Annotated in this window: 17 protein-coding genes; 10 read left to right on the top strand and 7 right to left on the bottom strand. The window is 46.8% G+C overall.

Going from position 1 to position 18,610, the window contains the following annotated elements; genetic code table 11:
- Positions 1-134: 134 nt before the first annotated feature.
- The 4 genes from C2757_RS05760 to C2757_RS05775 are packed head-to-tail and all read right to left on the bottom strand — an operon-like array spanning position 135 to position 5,735.
- The gene (locus tag C2757_RS05760; RefSeq protein ID WP_215373430.1) at positions 135-1,772 is read right to left on the bottom strand and encodes an ABC transporter ATP-binding protein; all 1,638 of its coding nucleotides are present in this window, start codon (positions 1,770-1,772) and stop codon (positions 135-137) included.
- Positions 1,769-2,794: an ABC transporter permease gene (locus C2757_RS05765; protein ID WP_215373432.1), complete on the bottom strand. Its 1,026-nt coding sequence runs from the start codon at positions 2,792-2,794 to the stop codon at positions 1,769-1,771. Before C2757_RS05765 ends, C2757_RS05760 begins: the two co-directional genes overlap by 4 nt.
- Complete coding sequence (locus tag C2757_RS05770; RefSeq protein ID WP_215376969.1) at positions 2,791-3,855, bottom strand: microcin C ABC transporter permease YejB; 1,065 nt, start codon at positions 3,853-3,855, stop codon at positions 2,791-2,793. The genes C2757_RS05765 and C2757_RS05770 overlap by 4 nt, the downstream gene beginning before the upstream one ends.
- A gap of 11 nt (positions 3,856-3,866) precedes the next feature.
- A complete protein-coding gene (locus C2757_RS05775; RefSeq protein ID WP_215373434.1) occupies positions 3,867-5,735 on the bottom strand; it encodes an extracellular solute-binding protein in 1,869 nt (622 codons plus the stop codon).
- A 50-nt stretch (positions 5,736-5,785) separates the two neighbouring features.
- Between C2757_RS05775 and fabI the strand changes: the two genes are divergently transcribed.
- Genes fabI through C2757_RS05800 form a run of 5 tightly spaced genes read left to right on the top strand, consistent with a single transcriptional unit; the run spans position 5,786 to position 10,729 of the window.
- Entirely contained in the window at positions 5,786-6,571 is a 786-nt protein-coding gene (gene fabI / locus C2757_RS05780) for an enoyl-ACP reductase FabI (RefSeq protein ID WP_215373435.1), read from the top strand.
- Positions 6,568-7,896, top strand: a complete 1,329-nt coding sequence (gene chrA / locus C2757_RS05785) for a chromate efflux transporter (protein ID WP_215373437.1) — start codon at positions 6,568-6,570, stop codon at positions 7,894-7,896. The genes fabI and chrA overlap by 4 nt, the downstream gene beginning before the upstream one ends.
- Positions 7,897-7,930: 34 nt before the next feature.
- A complete protein-coding gene (locus C2757_RS05790) occupies positions 7,931-8,815 on the top strand; it encodes a MaoC family dehydratase N-terminal domain-containing protein (protein WP_215373439.1) in 885 nt (294 codons plus the stop codon).
- 18 nt (positions 8,816-8,833) lie between these two features.
- Positions 8,834-9,679, top strand: a complete 846-nt coding sequence (locus C2757_RS05795; protein WP_215373441.1) for a CoA ester lyase — start codon at positions 8,834-8,836, stop codon at positions 9,677-9,679.
- Between the two features lie 60 nt (positions 9,680-9,739).
- Positions 9,740-10,729 carry a tripartite tricarboxylate transporter substrate binding protein BugD gene (locus C2757_RS05800; protein ID WP_215373443.1) on the top strand — a complete coding sequence of 330 codons (990 nt, stop codon included), beginning with the start codon at positions 9,740-9,742 and terminating at the stop codon, positions 10,727-10,729.
- Between the two features lie 80 nt (positions 10,730-10,809).
- On the opposite strand, the gene C2757_RS05805 is transcribed toward C2757_RS05800, so the two are convergent.
- The 3 genes from C2757_RS05805 to C2757_RS05815 are packed head-to-tail and all read right to left on the bottom strand — an operon-like array spanning position 10,810 to position 14,395.
- Complete coding sequence (locus C2757_RS05805; RefSeq protein WP_215373445.1) at positions 10,810-11,430, bottom strand: hypothetical protein; 621 nt, start codon at positions 11,428-11,430, stop codon at positions 10,810-10,812.
- On the bottom strand, positions 11,430-12,677 hold the full coding sequence (locus C2757_RS05810) for an exo-alpha-sialidase (protein ID WP_215373446.1): 1,248 nt from the start codon (positions 12,675-12,677) through the stop codon (positions 11,430-11,432). Before C2757_RS05810 ends, C2757_RS05805 begins: the two co-directional genes overlap by 1 nt.
- Positions 12,674-14,395 carry a glycosyltransferase family 39 protein gene (locus C2757_RS05815; protein ID WP_215373448.1) on the bottom strand — a complete coding sequence of 574 codons (1,722 nt, stop codon included), beginning with the start codon at positions 14,393-14,395 and terminating at the stop codon, positions 12,674-12,676. The genes C2757_RS05810 and C2757_RS05815 overlap by 4 nt, the downstream gene beginning before the upstream one ends.
- A 181-nt stretch (positions 14,396-14,576) precedes the next feature.
- On the opposite strand from C2757_RS05815, the gene C2757_RS05820 reads away from it, so the two are divergent.
- The 5 genes from C2757_RS05820 to C2757_RS05840 all read left to right on the top strand — a co-directional run bounded on the left by C2757_RS05820 (position 14,577) and on the right by C2757_RS05840 (position 18,609).
- Positions 14,577-14,909, top strand: a complete 333-nt coding sequence (locus tag C2757_RS05820) for a c-type cytochrome (RefSeq protein WP_215373450.1) — start codon at positions 14,577-14,579, stop codon at positions 14,907-14,909.
- Positions 14,910-14,920: 11 nt separating this feature from the next.
- On the top strand, positions 14,921-16,195 hold the full coding sequence (locus C2757_RS05825) for an NAD(P)/FAD-dependent oxidoreductase (RefSeq protein WP_215373451.1): 1,275 nt from the start codon (positions 14,921-14,923) through the stop codon (positions 16,193-16,195).
- Positions 16,196-16,311: 116 nt separating this feature from the next.
- The gene (locus C2757_RS05830; RefSeq protein ID WP_216863879.1) at positions 16,312-16,764 is read left to right on the top strand and encodes a phosphate-starvation-inducible protein PsiE; all 453 of its coding nucleotides are present in this window, start codon (positions 16,312-16,314) and stop codon (positions 16,762-16,764) included.
- A 57-nt stretch (positions 16,765-16,821) separates the two neighbouring features.
- Complete coding sequence (locus tag C2757_RS05835) at positions 16,822-17,526, top strand: pirin family protein (protein ID WP_215373453.1); 705 nt, start codon at positions 16,822-16,824, stop codon at positions 17,524-17,526.
- Positions 17,527-17,628: 102 nt separating this feature from the next.
- On the top strand, positions 17,629-18,609 hold the full coding sequence (locus C2757_RS05840; protein WP_215373454.1) for a DnaJ C-terminal domain-containing protein: 981 nt from the start codon (positions 17,629-17,631) through the stop codon (positions 18,607-18,609).
- The last annotated feature ends 1 nt before the right edge of the window (position 18,610 follow it).

Consider the following 18,610-nt stretch of genomic DNA (forward strand, 5'->3'; position numbering starts at 1 on the left):
ACAAAGAAGTACTTCACAACCAAGACTAGACTTTTGACTCAAGTCATTGTTTATAAACATTTTTTAAGAATAAATTGTGCCCCAAAGGGGGTTAATGCACCAATTTAGCCCATTGAAATTGGGTTTCTGGGAAATTAAGTCAACTCAGCTGCAGCAAAAAGCTCTTTGGTATAGGTCTGGCGCGGGTGCGCAATCAGGGTCTCTGTATCCCCAAACTCCACCACTTTGCCGCCCTTAAGGACCATCACCTGATGTGACATGGCTCTGATGACTGCCAAGTCATGGCTAATCATCAAATACGCTAAGTTGTACTTCTTTTGGAGTTCAGTCAGAAGCGCTAGTACCTGCTTTTGTATAGATACATCCAAAGCTGAGGTAGGTTCATCTAAAACCAAAATTTGGGGGCGCAAGATCAGCGCTCTGGCAATGGCAATACGCTGTCTTTGTCCACCAGAAAATTCATGGGGATAACGCGTAAGCGCAGTGCGGTCAAGACCCACTTCTTTCAACATATCGAGCACACGAGTTTCACGTTCAGCTGCTGTGAGATTTGGGAAGTGCGCATCTAATCCCTCAGCCACAATCTGCATCACATTCATGCGCGGTGACAATGATCCAAAGGGATCCTGAAAGATCACTTGCAAACTCGCACGCATAGCACGTCGTTCTGCAGGTTTGAGTTTTTGCCAATCACTACCCAACACATCCACATCTCCAGAAACTTCTGCAGAGGAATCACCCAGCAAACCGAGCACCGCCATACCAAGAGTAGTCTTACCAGAGCCAGACTCACCAATGACGCCAATGGTTTGACCTTGCTTTAACTCAAAGCTCACCTTCTTCAATACTTTATGGGCCGGTGCTTTTTTGAACCAAGAAACCGTTTCAGAGCTGGGGTATGCAACCGAAAGTTCTTCGGTCTTAAGTAAAACGGGGGCTAAAGGCATCAAGGGTGCAAGATCACGCACGGGAGCACTATTGACCAATGCTTTGGTATAGGGATCGCTTGGATGACTAAACACCTGCTTGGTTGGGCCAGATTCCATCAGGTTACCTTGATGGAGAACTGCAACACGCTGCGCAAAGTGTTTCACCAAATTGAGATCATGTGTAATGAGCAAGATCCCCATACCGCCATGATCCTTAGATTCTTCTTGAAGATCTTTCAGCAATTCCAAAATCTGCAAACGCAAGCTGACATCTAATGCGGTAGTTGGCTCATCTGCAATCAAGAGGCGCGGCTTGCACGCTAAAGCCATCGCAATCATGGCACGCTGCCGTTGACCGCCGGAGAGTTGATGCGGATAGGCATGAAAGCGACGCTCTGGCTCGGGGATGCCGGTCTTCCTCAGCAAATCAATGGCAGCATCAACGCACTGTGCTTTAGAAATCAGAGGCTGATCGATTTGTACTGCTTCGATAATTTGATTGCCTACTGTAAATAAGGGATTGAGCGCAGTCATCGGCTCCTGAAAGACCATGGCAATTTCTCGACCCCGAATCTGGCGTATCTCTTCAATCGGCAGTGACAAAAGATCTACCGTTCCCTTACCCTCACCCTGGTTCCACAGAATCTTGCCAGAAACTTTCGCACCCTCAGGCTCAAGGCGAAGTGGAGCTAAAGCAGTAAGTGTTTTTCCGGAGCCAGATTCACCAACCAGCGCTACCCGCTCTCCAATACCAATCTCTAAATCCAAATGATTGACTGCAAATTTTTCACGACGCCCTGATCCAAAAGAGATGCAGAGGTCTTCATACTTGAGCAAGCTCATGAACGACCTCCACTCATCACACCTGTTTTACGAGAGTCAAAAGCATCGCGTAATGCCTCACCCATAAAAGTAAGCAGCAATAAGGTGGTCACTAGGACTACAAAGGTCGATAGCGAAATCCACCAAGCATCGAGATTGCCCTTACCTTGTGAGAGAAGTTCACCTAAGCTAGGCGTACCAGGCGGAACACCCAATCCCAAAAAATCCAAACTGGTTAAAGAGAGAATGGCAGCACTCATGCGGAAGGGTAAAAACGTAATTACCGGTGTCAAGCTATTGGGCAAAATATGACGCCACATGATTTGCAGATTCGTAAGACCCAAGGCGCGCGCTGCTCGGACATACTCCAAAGCACGATTCCGAAAGAACTCAGCCCGTACGTAATCAGATAACCCCATCCAACCGAACGCTGCTAAGAGAATGACCAAGAGAGAAACACTGGGATTAAAGATGGATGCAAAAATAATCAGCAGATATAACTCTGGCATTGCCGACCAAATTTCAATCAAACGTTGTGAAATCAGATCGAACTTGCCACCAAAGAACCCCATCAGGGATCCGGTAATAATGCCTACACTGACTCCTACAATGGTGAGCGCTAGGCCAAATAAGATTGACAGTCGAAATCCATAGATCAAACGCGCCAAAACATCGCGCCCACGATCATCTGTACCGAGCCAGTTCTCCCAAGATGGGGGAGCCGGATTGGGAACAGTGGAAAAGTAATTAAGGGTTTCATAGCTGTAATGAATGGGTGGATAAATTGCCCAATTACCATTACTTGTAATGTTTTGACGGATATCAGGATCTAAAAAATCTGTTGGCGTAGAAAAGTCTCCACCAAATACAGTCTCTGGTTGATTTTGGATAATCGGAAAATAAAAATGTCCTTGATAGCGCACAAGCAAGGGCTTGTCATTCGCAATCAGCTCAGCGCAAAGCGATAGACCAAACAAGACCATAAAGATCCAGAGGCTGGCATAGCCGGTACGGCTATTTTTAAAGCGCTGCCAACGACTCATGAACCACCTCCAGCGCCGAACTGAATGCGGGGATCGATATAGACGTAGCAAAGATCGGAAATGAGCTTGGTAAATAACCCAATCAAGGTAAATAAATACAGCGTTCCAAACACTACCGGGTAATCACGACGCATGACAGACTCATAGGAAAGTAAGCCAAGACCATCTAAAGAAAATAAAGTCTCAATGAGTAGTGAGCCTGTGAAGAATGCCCCGATGAATGCCGCTGGAAAGCCAGTCACCAACGGAAGTAATGCATTGCGAAACACATGCTTCCAAAGTACTTGTTTCTCAGTAAGGCCCTTTGCTCTCGCTGTCAACACATACTGTTTACGAATCTCTTCTAAAAAAGAATTCTTAGTCAACATAGTTACTACTGCAAAGCTGCCCAAAACTGAAGCTGTAATTGGAAGCACTAAGTGCCATAGATAATCCATGACCTTGCCAAATAGACTCAGCTCACTCCAGTTATCTGAAGTTAATCCGCGTAGCGGAAAAATCTGCAAGAAACTGCCCCCACCAAAGAGAACCAAAAGCAGCACGCCCAAGACAAATCCTGGAATGGCATAACCTACCAAAATGATGCTACTCGTGACAGCATCAAAACGTGAACCGTCACGCACAGCCTTGGCAATACCCAGGGGTATGGACACTAAATAGGTAATGAAGAAGGTCCATAATCCAATACTGATAGAAACGGGGAGTTTGGAGACCACCAAGCCCCAGACACTTTCATGTTGGTAATAGCTTTGGCCTAAATCAAAGCGTGCAAAACGACCTAGCATCATGAAGTAACGCTCTACTGGCGGCTTGTCAAAACCATACAAAGCCTTCACTTCCTCTAAGCGTTGCGCATCGACGCCTTGACGTCCACGATAAGTCGCTCCGGCACCAGAAGACTCCGATCCACCAGTTGCAGCACTACCTTTGCCTTTTAATTCGAGGACCATCTGCTCTACCGGACCGCCTGGGACAAATTGCACCACTGCAAAAGTGAGTGTTAATACGCCCAACAATGTTGGGATCATCAACAGCAAACGTTTCAAAATATAGACGCGCATTTGACCGTGCATTATTTAGACTCTTCTTTCCACCAATTTTGCATAATCCAAGGTTCAGCTGAATAATACAAAGGCGGTTCTGGATAATGCATCTCTTTACGATACGCGACTCTATGCGTAGGGTTGTACCACTGTGGAATGACGTAGTAACTATTCCAAAGTACGCGGTCCAAAGCTCTTGTCGCTGCACGGAGCTGCTCCCGGTTCTGGGCTTTAGTCACTTCAGCGACCAAGGCATCGACTACGGGAGATTGAATTCCAATGACATTGTCTGAGCCTTTTTCCTTAGCGGCTTGACTACCAAAGCGATCCCAAAGTTCATTCCCCGGATTTTGCGAGTCTGGAAAGCGGACTGTTGCCATATCAAAATCGTATTCATTCATGCGCTTTTGATGCAAAGCAAAGTCGCTAGTACGGATATCTACCTGCACACCCAGTTTTTCGAGGTTGCGGACATATGCGGAAATCACTCTTAAGAAGAAACCGCCATCTTCTACTATCTCAAAGCGAAAAGGCTCACCCTTCTCATTACGCAAGGCGCCATCACGGTATTGCCAACCAGCGTGCATCAGTAATTCACGTGCTTGCTTTAAGTTCTGGCGCAAGCTGCCCGGCGGCTTAGTCGATGGTGCATACGGCATCGGTCCGAAAACCGCATCAGGCACCCATTGTGGATATTTGTCTTTGAGTGGTCGCAATAATTTCAACTCCGCTTCAGTCGGTTTGTGATGTCCATCAAAGTTCGCACTCAAGTCGCTATTCTGAAAGTAACTATTAATTCGACTGTATTGATCAAAAAAGATTTGGCGATTAAGCCACTCAAAATCCAAAGCCAAGCCCAAGGCTTCACGCACGCGCGCATCTTTAAATAAAGGACGGCGCATATTCATGGCAAAACCTTGCATACCAGCACCGTTGTGATTCAAGAAGGCCTTTCTGAGTAAAGTGCCGTTATCAAACTTTGTGCCAACGTATCCTTTAGCCCAAATCTTGGCGCGATATTCCACGATGGCATCAAATTCCCCTGCTTTAAATGCTTCAAGCCGCACGGCATCGTCGCTATAAAGTTTGTAGAGGACCCGATCAAAGTTATAAAAGCCAACGCGCACGTTCAGCGGTTTACTGAGTTGATCTGCCCAATATTGCGGATTGCGTTTGAAGACAATCGATTTACCGGCCTTAAAGGACTCGATCAGATAAGGCCCACTACCAATCGGCGTCTCAAAGGCGATCTTCTCAAAAGGAGTAATGCTGCCATCTGCTTGCTTACCCCAATTGCGAGAAAAGATTGGCAAAGTTCCTGCGAGGATGGGAAGTTCAGCATTGTCATTTTTAAAATCAAAACGCACTGTTCGATCTGAAAGAATGACTGCCTCTTTGATATCGGCAAAAGTCGTTTTGTAACGTGGGTGAGCTTTGCTACTCATTAAAATATCAAAGCTGTATTTAACGTCTGCCGCTAACACGGGACTGCCATCCGAAAATTTGGCTTCTGGACGAATTCGAAAGGTCACAGATTTGTGATCTGCTGCTACCGCAATATCTTCAGCAAGCAAACCATAAATACTCGATACCTCATCCGCACTTCCCTCCGCCAAAGATTCAAACATCAATTCAATTCCGGGGGCAGTCACTCCTCGCAGGGTAAATGGATTGAACTTATCAAAACTGGTTCTTTGCCCTGGATTGGGTAAAGTCAGCGTACCTCCCCTGGGGGCATTGGGGTTGACGTAATCGAAATGGGCAAATCCGTCGGCATACTTGGGCTTGCCATATTGAGAAATCCCCTGTGCCGCCTCTGCTGTATTGACTCCAAGCCCTACTAGCAGGGCTAGCAGCAGGTATTGGGCGAGCTGGCGAATGGGCTTTAGGGTCGGCATATATGCAACAATTGTAGATAGCTAATCATATTTGAAGCAAAGGACACAACATGGGCTTTCTCTCCGGCAAAAAAATCCTCATTACCGGCCTCCTCTCCAATCGTTCAATTGCCTATGGTATCGCCAAGGCATGTCACCGTGAAGGCGCTGAATTAGCCTTTACTTATGTTGGCGAACGCTTTAAGGACCGTATCGTCGACTTTGCAAAAGAATTCGGCACCGATCTCATTTTTGACTGTGATGTTGGTAGCGATGAACAAATTGCAGCCCTCTTTCAGGATTTAGCTAAATCCTGGCCTCAGTTTGATGGTTTTGTACATGCGATTGGTTTTGCACCCCGTGAAGCCATTGCAGGCGACTTCCTCGAAGGCCTCTCTCGTGAAGGCTTCAAAATTGCACATGACATCTCTGCCTACAGTTTTCCGGCAATGGCAAAAGAAGCTTTACCTATGTTGCGCGATAAATCTTCACTACTCACCTTAACGTATTTGGGATCCATGAAGAACGTTCCCAACTACAACACCATGGGTTTAGCGAAGGCTTCTTTAGAAGCTTCAGTACGTTATCTCGCCGGCTCAGTTGGCCCTAAGGGAATTCGTGCCAACGGCATCTCTGCAGGACCAATCAAAACGCTCGCTGCCTCTGGCATCAAAGGCTTCGGCAAGATTTTGGAAGCAGTCGAACAAACCGCACCATTACGCCGCAATGTCACGATTGATGATGTGGGCAATACTGCTGCCTTCTTGTTGTCTGATCTTGCAAACGGTATCACTGCTGAAATCATTTATGTGGATAACGGCTTTAGCCAAGTCATTGGTGGAATGGAAGAAGTTTGAGTGTTCCCTTAAGCGAGGCCCTCAAGTTTTGGGCCAAACTCGGCTTTATTAGTTTTGGCGGTCCCGCTGGACAAATCGCGGTTTTGCATCAAGAGTTGGTTGAGAAGCGTCGCTGGATTTCTGAGCGGCGCTTTTTACATGCTCTGAACTACTGCATGCTCTTACCAGGGCCCGAAGCACAACAACTCGTCACTTATATTGGCTGGCTGATGCATCGTAGTTGGGGTGGCATTCTGGCGGGCACACTATTTATCTTGCCCTCACTGTTTATCTTGATTGGCCTATCTTGGGTTTATTTAAGCTTTGGGCAAGTGCCTTGGATTGCCGCCATCTTCTTTGGCATTAAACCAGCGGTGGTCGCAATTGTTTTGCATGCGGCTGTGCGTATTGGTAAGCGCACCATTCACAATCAAGCTCTGCAGTGGATTGCCTTGGGTTCTTTCATTGCAATCTTCATACTCAATTTGGCTTTTCCAATCATTGTTTTGATTGCTGCTGCGATTGGCTTTTGGGGAGGCAAACGCTACCCAGAGTATTTTTCCCAAAAGGGTGGACATGCCAATACGCAAGATCAACATTACGGTAGGGCCATTATTGATGACGATACCCCTACTCCTGAGCACGCACAGTTTCAGATTCAGAAAACCATTCGGCATAGCCTAGTCGCAATCGCATGCTGGCTTCTGCCAATTGTCATCCTGATTGCAGTCTTTGGCTGGGGAACACTCTATCCAGCTATCGCGTGGTTCTTTACTAAGGCTGCCTTGCTGACCTTTGGTGGTGCTTATGCAGTACTGCCTTATGTTTATCAAGGTGCTGTAGATCATTTTCATTGGCTCAGCGCCAATCAAATGATTGATGGTTTAGCTCTAGGTGAGACCACTCCTGGACCGCTGATTATGGTGGTGGCTTTTGTAGGTTATTTAGCCGGTTATATTCAGCACCTGATTGGCAATAGCAATCCATTTTGGTTTGGTGTACTTGGTGCGTGTGTCGCTACTTGGTTCACTTTTTTACCTTCATTCTTTTTTATCTTGGTAGGCGGCCCACTGATTGAGTCTACTCATGGAAAACTTGGTTTTACTGCACCCCTGACTGCGATCACTGCTGCTGTGGTTGGCGTGATCGCTAATCTGGGTCTCTTCTTTGCCTACCATGTGTTTTTACCTAGTGGTCTAGGAGGCTCTATCTCTTGGATATCCATCGTCATCTGCGCTTTAGCTAGCTTAGCGCTATTTCAGTTTCAAAAAGGGGTAATGACGGTGCTAGGTGGCTGCGCTTTAGCTGGCCTACTCTCTTACCTCGCCGTAGCCTTCATCGGCTAATCACTTCAAGCTCAGCTTGATGAAGATTGGCATAATGGAAAATATGCGAATCGAAGCTCAAACTATTGCCCACTTACAAGAATGGCTCGGTAAAACTGAGTCATTCCAAGATTCAGTTACGGCTGCACCAGTTCGCGCCCTATCTGCTACTTTAGATCGCGATGACCCAGCACCAAGCAAAGGCACTTTTTTACCAGAGCTGTGGCATTGGCTGTATTTTTTACCCCATGCCCGCGAATCCGATATCGGACCTGATGGCCACCCGAAGCGTGGCGGCTTTCTTCCTCCTGTTCCGCTACCACGTCGGATGTGGGCCGGTAGTCGCTTGCAATGGTTGGCGCCACTCACCGTGGGAGATGAGATTGAACGCGTCTCCACGATTGAATCTGTCACCCACAAAGCAGGACGTGCAGGTGATCTGATCTTTGTTTTAGTGAAACACCTCATCTCCAATCAAAATGGTCTTGCCATTATTGAAGAGCATGACATTGTGTATCGTGATGCGCCCGGACCAGATGACAAACCCGCGGCCCCCACTCCCGCTCCAAAAGATGCAGTATGGACAAAGACTATTACGCCAGATGATGTTTTGCTATTCCGCTACTCAGCGCTCACCTTTAATGGTCATCGCATTCATTACGATCGCAAATACGTTACCGAAGTAGAAGGCTATCCTGGCCTCATTGTGCATGGTCCCTTGATCGCCACACTGCTGGTAGATTTGGTTCGTCAACGCATTCCTGGATGCAGACTCAAGAGCTTTGAGTTCCGTGCAATTCGCCCGACCTTTGATATCAATGTATTTAAAGTCTCGGCCAAACCTGATTTAGAAAAAGATCCTAGTGGCAAGACTATTTCCGTTTGGGCCGAAGATCATGAAGCTTGGCTCACCATGCAGGCGACTGCCCAATTAGCGTGATATCAATTTAAGCTCCCTATGAATCCATCCGACTTCCCTTTAGCCTTTTGCAGCACCTTTCTGTTTGTTCCAGGCAATCGCCCTGAGCGCTTTGCAAAAGCGTTTGAGAGTGGCGCTGCTGCAGTGATCATCGATTTAGAAGATGCGGTCGCACCGGATGACAAAGAGACTGCCCGCAATGCGATTCGGGCTGCTTGGCCTAGCTTTAGCACCGAACAGAAGAGTCGTTTAGTCATTCGCAGCAACTCTCCAGGTAGTCCGTTTTATTCTGCGGATTTGATACTGGCTCAGGAGTTGAAAGCCACCTGCTTGCTCATTCCTAAATCTGAGTCTGCTGATCAGATCAATGGTGCTGCACTGATTTTGCCTAACACCACGCTGATTCCCATGATTGAAACTGCCATCGGTTTAGATCAACTCAAACAAATCGCCAATTCAAATCAAGTGATTCGCCTTGCTTTAGGTAATTTGGATTTACAGGCTGATCTTGGCATGATCTGTGATCCGCAAGAAACACAATTACAGGCTGCGCGCTATCAAATCGTCCTCGCATCCCGACTTGCGCAAATTGCTCCCCCTATTGATGGGGTTACCCCCTCAACAGATGATGAAGCGCGGATTCAAGATGATGCTGAACGGGCCAAGCGTATGGGCTTTGGTGGCAAGCTTTGCATCCACCCTAAGCAAGTTCCTACAGTCAAGAACGCCTTCATGCCATCTGAGCAGGAAATCTTATGGGCTCAGAAAGTAATCGAGGCGATTCAAACATCCCAGGGAGGTGCAGTCAAGCTGGATGGCCGCATGATTGACCGCCCAGTAGTTCTTTTGGCGCAAAGAACGCTTGCACTTGCTGGTAAACACTAAGGTCAAAAACCTGCAAAACTGGCAGAATTGGTCTACATAAAAACAAGATGGAGACCAAAATTGAAGATCAAGAATTTCCTATTTTCTGGCATTGCTAGCGCTATTGCCCTTAGTACTGCTTTGTGTGGCAATGCATTGGCGCAAAAAGACTGGCCCAGCAAGTCAATTACCTTAGTCATTCCTTTTGCCGCTGGCGGACCGACTGACTCTGTTGCACGCCTGATTGCTGTACCCATGGGCCAGTACCTTGGGCAAACTGTGGTTGTTGAGAACGTCAATGGCGCAGGTGGCACCATCGCCACCACAAAGGTTGCACGTGCCGCACCCGATGGTTACACCATCTACTTACACCATATGGGTATGGCAACTGCAAATGCTCTGTATGACAAACTCCCTTATGACCCTTTGACCAATTTTGAATACATCGGTCAAGTAGCGGACGTACCCATGGTGCTCTTGGGTAAAAAAGATTTACCACCAAACAACTTTAAAGAACTAGAGGCTTACATTAAAGCCAATGGTTCTAAAGTGACAATGGCGAATGCTGGTCCTGGTGCGGTGTCACAATTGTGCGGCCTACTCTTTCAAAGCCGTTTGGGCGTCAAGCTCACCAACGTCCCTTACAAAGGAACGGGCCCTGCTCTCACAGACTTGCTCGGTGGCCAAGTAGATCTGCTCTGCGATCAAACCACCCAAACCATTCCGTACATCAAAGATGGACGCGTGAAAGCTTACGGAACCACTACGCTCAAGCGCTTGCCTGCAATCGCCAATGTGCCAACTTTGGATGAACAGGGTCTAAAAGGTTTTGAAGTCAAAGTATGGCATGGCATGTACACACCCAAAGGTGTGCCCAAGCCAATTTTGGATAAGCTCAATGCCGCCCTAAAATTTGCCTTGAACTCTCCAGACGTTAAAAAACGTTTAGAGGACGCCAATATCGATATCGTTTCACAAGACAAAATGACACCCAATGGCTTAAAGACTCACCTTGAGTCAGAGATTAATAAATGGGGGCCCGTGATTCGTAAGTCGAATATTGCCGACTAAGATTGCGTCGCTGCATTAAAAAAGCCAGCAATTTGGTGGCTTTTTCTTTTTTGACATAGGTGGATGCCGCAATTTTTTTATTAACCAGGTCTAAATAAATAGCCAGAGCGCGCTTTATCTTTGCGTCTTTTATATAGCGCGCCCAATATTGCAATACAGGCCCAAATTGCTAAAAAAGGATCGAGTACATAGTCCCAGAGGTTCGCAGACTCATGCCAATGGGCTGCCCAGGCGATGATGGCAAGCGCAATGATCCAGACTCCTTTGGCCCAATTAAACAAACCACAGAGCAATGCAAACAACAGTACGCCGATGAAAAATGGGATCGAGCCATAACCCCAGGCGTACGGATCAACCATGCCAAATCCGAGGGCAAAGGGATAAAAGCTCAAGGCAATCACGGCAAGCACGCATTTAAAGGCCAATGGAATAGGCTTAGCTCCAGGCAATAAAGAGCCCCACAAAAGTAATAAGGTCACAATACTCAGATCCCCTGTCACGCCACGAACATAAGCAGCAAGCGGCAACTCCATTCCCAACCCTAAGGGCCAAAAGAATAGATTGCCAATCAATATCATCATGATGAATTTTGCCATCCATGGAAAAGGCTGAGATGCGGACTTTTGTAATAGCCAGATCACCACAACAGCACAAGTGATTGACATCTCCATCAAGGCTATCGTTTGCATGAAGTCGCTCATTATTTTGCCTCCTCTGCAGGTGCTACTGACTCGGCGCTACTGAGTTGGCTATGAGCCTGTTTGAGCCATGCTCCTGAAAAATATCGATGACGAATTTTTTTACGATCCCAGGTATAAACCAGATGCGCATCATTTCCATTGGCCGTAATGAGATATGGATAGGAAAATTCACGGCGTTGATCATCTGGTAATGCTGAATCGTCTTCGAGGACCTCAATGATTTGCCAATGAGATGATTGGGTATCACTCATCATCAACACCAGGCGCGAGCGACCGGCTTCAATATTATTGAGTGCCAAAATACGAACGCCATCGCTCAGCTCTACGCCTGCTACAGCTGCATTTGGATTAGCGATGGGAAGATCATCAGCCGAATGCCATGCTTGTCCAGCATTTTGAGTTTGACTCACAGGAATTTGCTTGGGTTGATGAGAGCTTCGGGTTTGACGGAAGAATGCCGTAGCATCTTGGACGTTGTTCACAAATACCAGTGGCTGAATTGCACCGCGTCCCGAACTCATCCGGCGCTTATCAATTACTTGTCCAGCATCGATCCTGAGAAACTCCCCAAAGCGGCCGATCCACTCGTGATACGCAGGCAAGCCTAAGCGGCCATCTGCAAAAGTGATCGCAGGAGATTTAACCAAAGTGCTGAGATTGATTAAAGGAGAGCTAATCAGTCGTTGTGGCTTACTCCAGGTCAGCCCTTCATCATCTGAGATCACGCTGGAGATGGAACTACCCGCCCAACCACCAATCGACACCGTAACAAAAAATAATTGCAGGCGGCCATCAGATGTTCTAGCTGGAACGGGATTGCCCAACTTAGCGATGTAACGTGACAAACCTTTTTCTGCGCTGACTCTATCCATAACCACTGTTGGCGCACCCCAGGTTGATGACTTTGGATCCAGGACTGCACTATTGATCACCACGTCTGCTGCGCCCTCGCGACTACCAGCAAACCAAAATGCCCTGATTGCCCCATCTTTCAAAGCAATCAGTGATGCGGCGTGCACCGACGGAGCACCTGTCTCGGGCAACCAAGTATCTAATGGTGTGGGTATATTGGACTTGCTGGGAACTGTAGATTGCTTGGCAGGAGCGACAGGCTGTAACTCTAATTGTTCTTTCGCTATGGTTGGAGAGTTCAAAGCAAATGGGGCCCATGCTGGACGACTATCAATGTGCAAGAAACCAATCACGGCAGCTAGCAATAAAAAACAGAGGGCAATCACACGGCTCATCTACACACATCCTTCACATTGCTCAGATCGGGGCTAGCGGCTGGTGTTGCTATCAAATATTCATTTACAAAAAGATACTTGCCAATCTGGCCTTTCAGCATTGCAATCATTTCTTCATTCGTATGGCGTGCGCGCATTTCCATTCTTTGCCCCACAATTAGACAAGATTCGCACAAGGCTGGAGGAGTCCCTAAGGGTGCATGTACCGCCACCAATGGATAAGCGCTCGTTAAAATCTGAACGTCACTTGCATCTTTAGCAGCATAGCCATGCAACTGGGCACCAGGCAGAAGTAAGCGATATTCTTCGTCTTTAGCACGATAATCGCAAGGGATCCAAACATCCTTGCCTTGCATATTAGTAATCGTTTTTACTGAATAGCGACCTAACTCCCCTTCTAGCGGCGCAAGACTACTGGTCAAGGCACAGTAAGTCAGGAAACAAGCAGCTAAGGCCAAAGTTTTGCTTCGCTTGGAGTTCAATAAGCCCGTCAAGATGATCACTAGACTAAAACCCATTAGCCCCCAGTGAAAATAAGAGTAGGTCCAAGCAATATTCTCGCCACCGAAACCCGAGAGCTGCAAATTGATGCCTACCCACAGCAAGAGCGACAACACTAAGAGCTGCAAACACAATGCAATGCGAAAGCCCCACATAGGCAATCGATTCCAATGCAATGCAATTAACGCTGCAAATGCGGGCATCACCGGCAAAAGATAACGACCAGAGCGTTGACTTGGCAAACTAAATACCAGTAAAAATGCGGCGATTAACAATAACAACAACACTTCGTTGATATCTAGGAACCGGCGGCTACGCCAACATTGCCATAAGGTAGTGATCAAGACAAAAATGAAGAAACCAGCATTGGCTAAGGTGGTGAGCAGCAAAAGCCAAATACTGTCTCCGCCCCGCAGGAGATCTAATAAGTAATTTGAGTTGCGAGCAGCAAACTTACCCGCGTTCTCACCCACAACAAACTCTTGCCACACTGCTGCTGGATAAGGATCCAAAGCAAACCATAGTGCGAATACACCCAGCGCCAATACACAGGCTATCAGTATCTTGTAGAGGTCATGAATGAGTGTTTGAGGGATACTCCACTGTCGCCAGCGCCAATAGTAGAGACCTAGTGCAAGCGATGCTGGCGCAATATAGGCAAACGATTTAGTAAACAGTCCTAAACCAAAACAAATCCCCGCAAATATAGGATAAAAGAATTTAGATTCAAAAGCCGACTTGCCCCAATAGAGAAGCGCCATGAATGGCAGACTAATCCAAAAGACTTCTGGAGGATCAGCTAAGAAGGGACGACCATAACGATAGGTCGCAAAAAAAGAAAGCCACACTAAAGCGGCTAGTAAACCAGTTTGTGTGTTTCCACTAAATCGACGCACTGCCAAACATAAGAAAAATGCTGTGAGTCCTGTGTATAAAACACTGGGCCAACGCAAGTTTTCAAGAGACCACTGATTCGCCCAAGCGGTAGTGGCAATTCCTTGCCAAAAAATAAGCGGTGGCTTGGTATTTTTGATGCCTTCCATCTCAGATTGAAGCGGCAACCAATTGCCAGCATCGGCAGTCATACGCACTATATGCATATAGGGATACTCATCCCCATTTTTAGGCGCAAATCGGCTGTCTAATCCATAAAGATAGGTGAATACACCCAGAAGCAGTATGAAGAGCGCGGAACGGTAAGAGAATGGGCTTCGCATTCCCATAGTTTATAGGGCTTGCAGCTAGGATGGAGAAAACCCAAGCCAACCATTGTTTTGCATGAGCTTATGAAAAATGAATATGAGCTAGATACTACATTCCATGTACTTCTTGATTAAGATATGGAATAGACAAAAATAGACTCATTACCCAGTAATTATCGAAATGGAGACAAACCCCATGCGAGCACCATTTTTAAAACCCGCAATGCTAGTGGCAATGTATCTTGGCCTAAGTCCCTGGTCAACTGCGGCAGCACAAAATGCTGATGCTACGAATTTGTATCACCGCGGTCTTGCCGCTACCTGCGCGAACTGTCATGGCACTGATGGCAAAGGAGTGCCAGATGGTGGTATGCCTTTAATCAATCAACTGACCAGCGAACAAATGCTGACTCAATTAAAAGCATTCAAATCGGGTGCACGTGAAGGCACCATCATGCCGCAGTTAGCCAAAGGCTACTCTGACGAGCAACTCGAAACTATCGCCAAGCAACTTGGCAAGCAACCATAAGGAAGCCCATCATGGATCGTCGACACTTTATTGGTCAAAGCGCAGCTGCCTTAGGTCTACTTGCGGGCTTCTCCGGACAGGCACGTGCTAATTTACAAAAAGCAGAAATTCTGGTGATTGGTGGCGGGTACGGCGGCGCTACAGCTGCGAAGTACCTGCGCTTGTTTTCGAATAACACTGCCAAAGTTACGCTCATTGAGCCTAACCCTACTTTCATCTCCTGCCCGCTGTCTAACCTAGTGGTTGGTGGCTCACGAACTTTAGCGGAGCTCACTACACCTTATGACAATTTAAAAAAACGTCATGGCATCAATATTCTTCAAGACAGCGTTACTAGCATAGATCCCGACAAGAAAACGGTGAAGTTGGCTTCAGGTAAAACATTGCGATATGACAAAGCCATTGTCTCGCCAGGTGTGACCTTAATGATGAATAGCATTGAGGGCTTAGCGCAAGCTAATAAGGCTGGTGTGACATTGCAAGCATGGAAAGCCGGCCCTGAAACGATAGCCATGCATCAGCAATTAGCAGCAATGCGGGATGGTGGAACATTTGCCATTAGCATTCCAGAAGCCCCCTACCGCTGCCCTCCCGGTCCATATGAACGAGCTTGCCAGGTAGCGAATTACCTTAAACAAAATAAGCCCAAGTCAAAAGTCTTGATTTTGGATGCAAATCAAGATGTGACTTCCAAAGGCGCATTGTTTAAAAAAGTGTGGGCCGAGCAGTACCCAGGCATTGTGGAATATTTACCAAAGCATAATGTCACTGGAGTAGATGCCAAAACCAAAACCATCAAACTGGAAATTCAGGATGATGTGAAAGCGGACGTATTAAATCTATTGCCTGCGATGAGTGCTGGTGAAATTGCAGTGAAAACTGGTCTAGCAAATTCTAATGGGCGCTGGGTGAATGTGAACTTCATTAATTTTGAATCCACTGCACAAAAAGATATTCATGTCCTTGGCGACTCCATCCAAGTTGCTTATGCAATGCCTAAGTCTGGACACATGGCGAATCAACATGCCAAAGTTGCAGCAGCGGCCATTGTTGCGGAGCTCAGTGGCTGGGAAGTGAATCCAGCTCCAGTACTCACGAATACCTGCTATAGCTTCGTCAACGATCGCGAAGTGGTGCACGTGGCGAGCGTTCACCAATATATTGCTGCGGAGAAGACTTTTAAACCTGTTCCTGGCTCAGGTGGGGTCTCCCCAGGACCATCAACCTTAGAGGGGGTGTATGCATGGGGTTGGGCGCACAATATCTGGGCAGACAGCCTAGGTTGACCCAAGTCAACACTTGTGAAAAAAAGGGGCTCTTAAGCCTCTTTTTTGATTCCGCTTGACCCAATAGAGAAATATACTGAGAAAAATCAATACCTAAAAATGGAGACCTCATCAATATGACCCCTAGCTCACCAAAGGATGCCTACAAATTAGAAGAGGCGATTGAAAAATGGACCGTTCCAATCGGGAACCTATTTGTTTCCTTATTTCATCGCATTGCCTTATTCGGAATTGGTGCAGCAACGGTTTGGTCTGCTGCGGTTGCTTTTCTGGGTATGGTAAATAAAGGCTCAGCCTCGATTGAAGATTTACTCCTGCTATTTATTTACTTAGAAATTGGTGCAATGGTCGGTATTTACTTTAAGACCAATCACATGCCGGTCCGTTTCTTGATCTACGTTGCGATTACTGCCGTGACCCGACTCATTATTGATTTGGTGAACACAAAGCACGAAGCAGACATGGCTATTTTGTTTATGGGCCTTACCATTTTAATTCTGGCCTTAGCCAATGCCATCGTACGTTATGCTTCCTTTAAATACCCCAGCAGATCTGGTGAGGGTGAGTAAAGTCCCATCAATACCATCAAGCTCTAACATCTTCATTTAACTTAAGAAATATTCTGAATGCTATACCTTAGAAAATCCCAAGACAGAGGCTATGCTGACCATGGCTGGCTCAAAAGCTTTCACTCCTTCTCGTTTGCTGGCTACCACGATCCCAAATTTATGGGTTGGGGAAATCTCAGAGTTATCAATGAAGATTGGGTTGCTCCTGGTATGGGGTTTGGCAAGCATGGCCATCGCAATATGGAGATCATTAGCTATGTTGTTGAAGGCGAATTGGCTCACCAAGACAGCATGGGCAATGTGGAAAGTATTCCGCCGGGAGATGTACAGCGTATGAGTGCTGGCACTGGAGTGCTGCATAGTGAATTCAATCACGCTAAAGATCAAACTACCCACTTATTACAAATTTGGATTGAACCAAACGTCCTTGAGATTGCGCCTAGTTATGAGCAGAAGACTATTCCGACCGCTGAGAAAGATGGCAAGCTGCGTTTAGTTGCTTCTCCAAATGGCGAGAATGGCGGCGTCAAAATCTTTGCTGATGCGAAAGTCTATGCAGGCCTCTTTAATGGCTCTCAATCAGCTCAGGTAGCTCTAGACCCAAATCGCAAAGCCTATCTCCATCTTGTCCGTGGATCCTTGCAGGTAAATGGCCAACAACTCCAAACGGGTGATGCCCTACTGATTGAAAATGAATCTACTCTACAAATAGATCATGGTGTCGAGGCAGAGGTGCTGTTTTTCGACCTCAATCCTCAATAATTCCCTGCCCTCACTGACGATTCCTTGGGGATTAAAAAGCAGGCGCTGTATGAATAGGAATGTAGAATTGAATATCAGCTTAATCAGGATTCAATTTAGCTCATGAAATTTAGGGATTACTACGAAACGCTTGGGGTAGCACGGACCGCTACTGAAGCAGAAATCAAAGCAGCGTATCGCAAACTCGCTCGCAAATTCCATCCAGATGTCAACAAAGAATCTGGCGCTGAAGAAAAGTTTAAAGAGATCGGGGAGGCTTATGCCGTCCTGAAGGATACGGAAAAACGTGCCGCTTATGATCGCTTTGGGGAGAACTGGAAAAACGGTCAAGACTTCACCCCTCCTCCCAATTGGAATGAAGGTTTTGAGTATTCCGATGGTGGTTTTGGTGGTGGTCACCCAGGTTATGGCGGTGGCTTTGAAGGCGACCAGAGCGAATTCTTTGAATCGCTATTTGGTAGAGGTAATCACCGTCAAGGTGGTCGTGGCGGTCAATCACGCCAGGGAATGAACTTCAAGGGTCAAGATCATCACGCCAAAATTTTGGTTGATTTAGCTGATGCGTATAACGGCGCAAAGCGCACAATTGCTTTGCATATGCCAGCGCTTGATGCCAATGGTCATGTCAGCACCCAAGAGCGTAAATTAGATGTCAGCATTCCAAAAGGAATTAAAGCGGGACAAAATCTTCGCCTTGCTGGGCAAGGTGGACCTGGTGTCGGACAAGGCCCTGCAGGTGATCTCTATTTAGAAATCGACTTTCATCCAAATCCACTCTATCGCATTGATGGCAAAGATATTTTTATCGACATTCCATTGGCGCCATGGGAAGCGGCATTAGGTACGACTGTCCATGTTCCAACGCCCGCTGGATCTACTCTAGAACTCAAGATTCCGGCAGGTACGGTTGCTGGACGCAAGATGCGCCTCAAAGGCAAAGGCATTCCTAGCGCAGAACCTGGTGATTTGTATGTGGTTCCAACGATTGCTTTGCCACCAGCGAGCACGGATAGCCAAAAAGAAGCTTATGAGAACTTTAGTAAAGCTTTTGATTTCAACCCCAGATCCCACTTGAAGGGATGAT

Origin of the sequence: Polynucleobacter sp. MWH-Svant-W18 (genome assembly GCF_018687495.1) — a bacterium.
Lineage (GTDB): Bacteria > Pseudomonadota > Gammaproteobacteria > Burkholderiales > Burkholderiaceae > Polynucleobacter.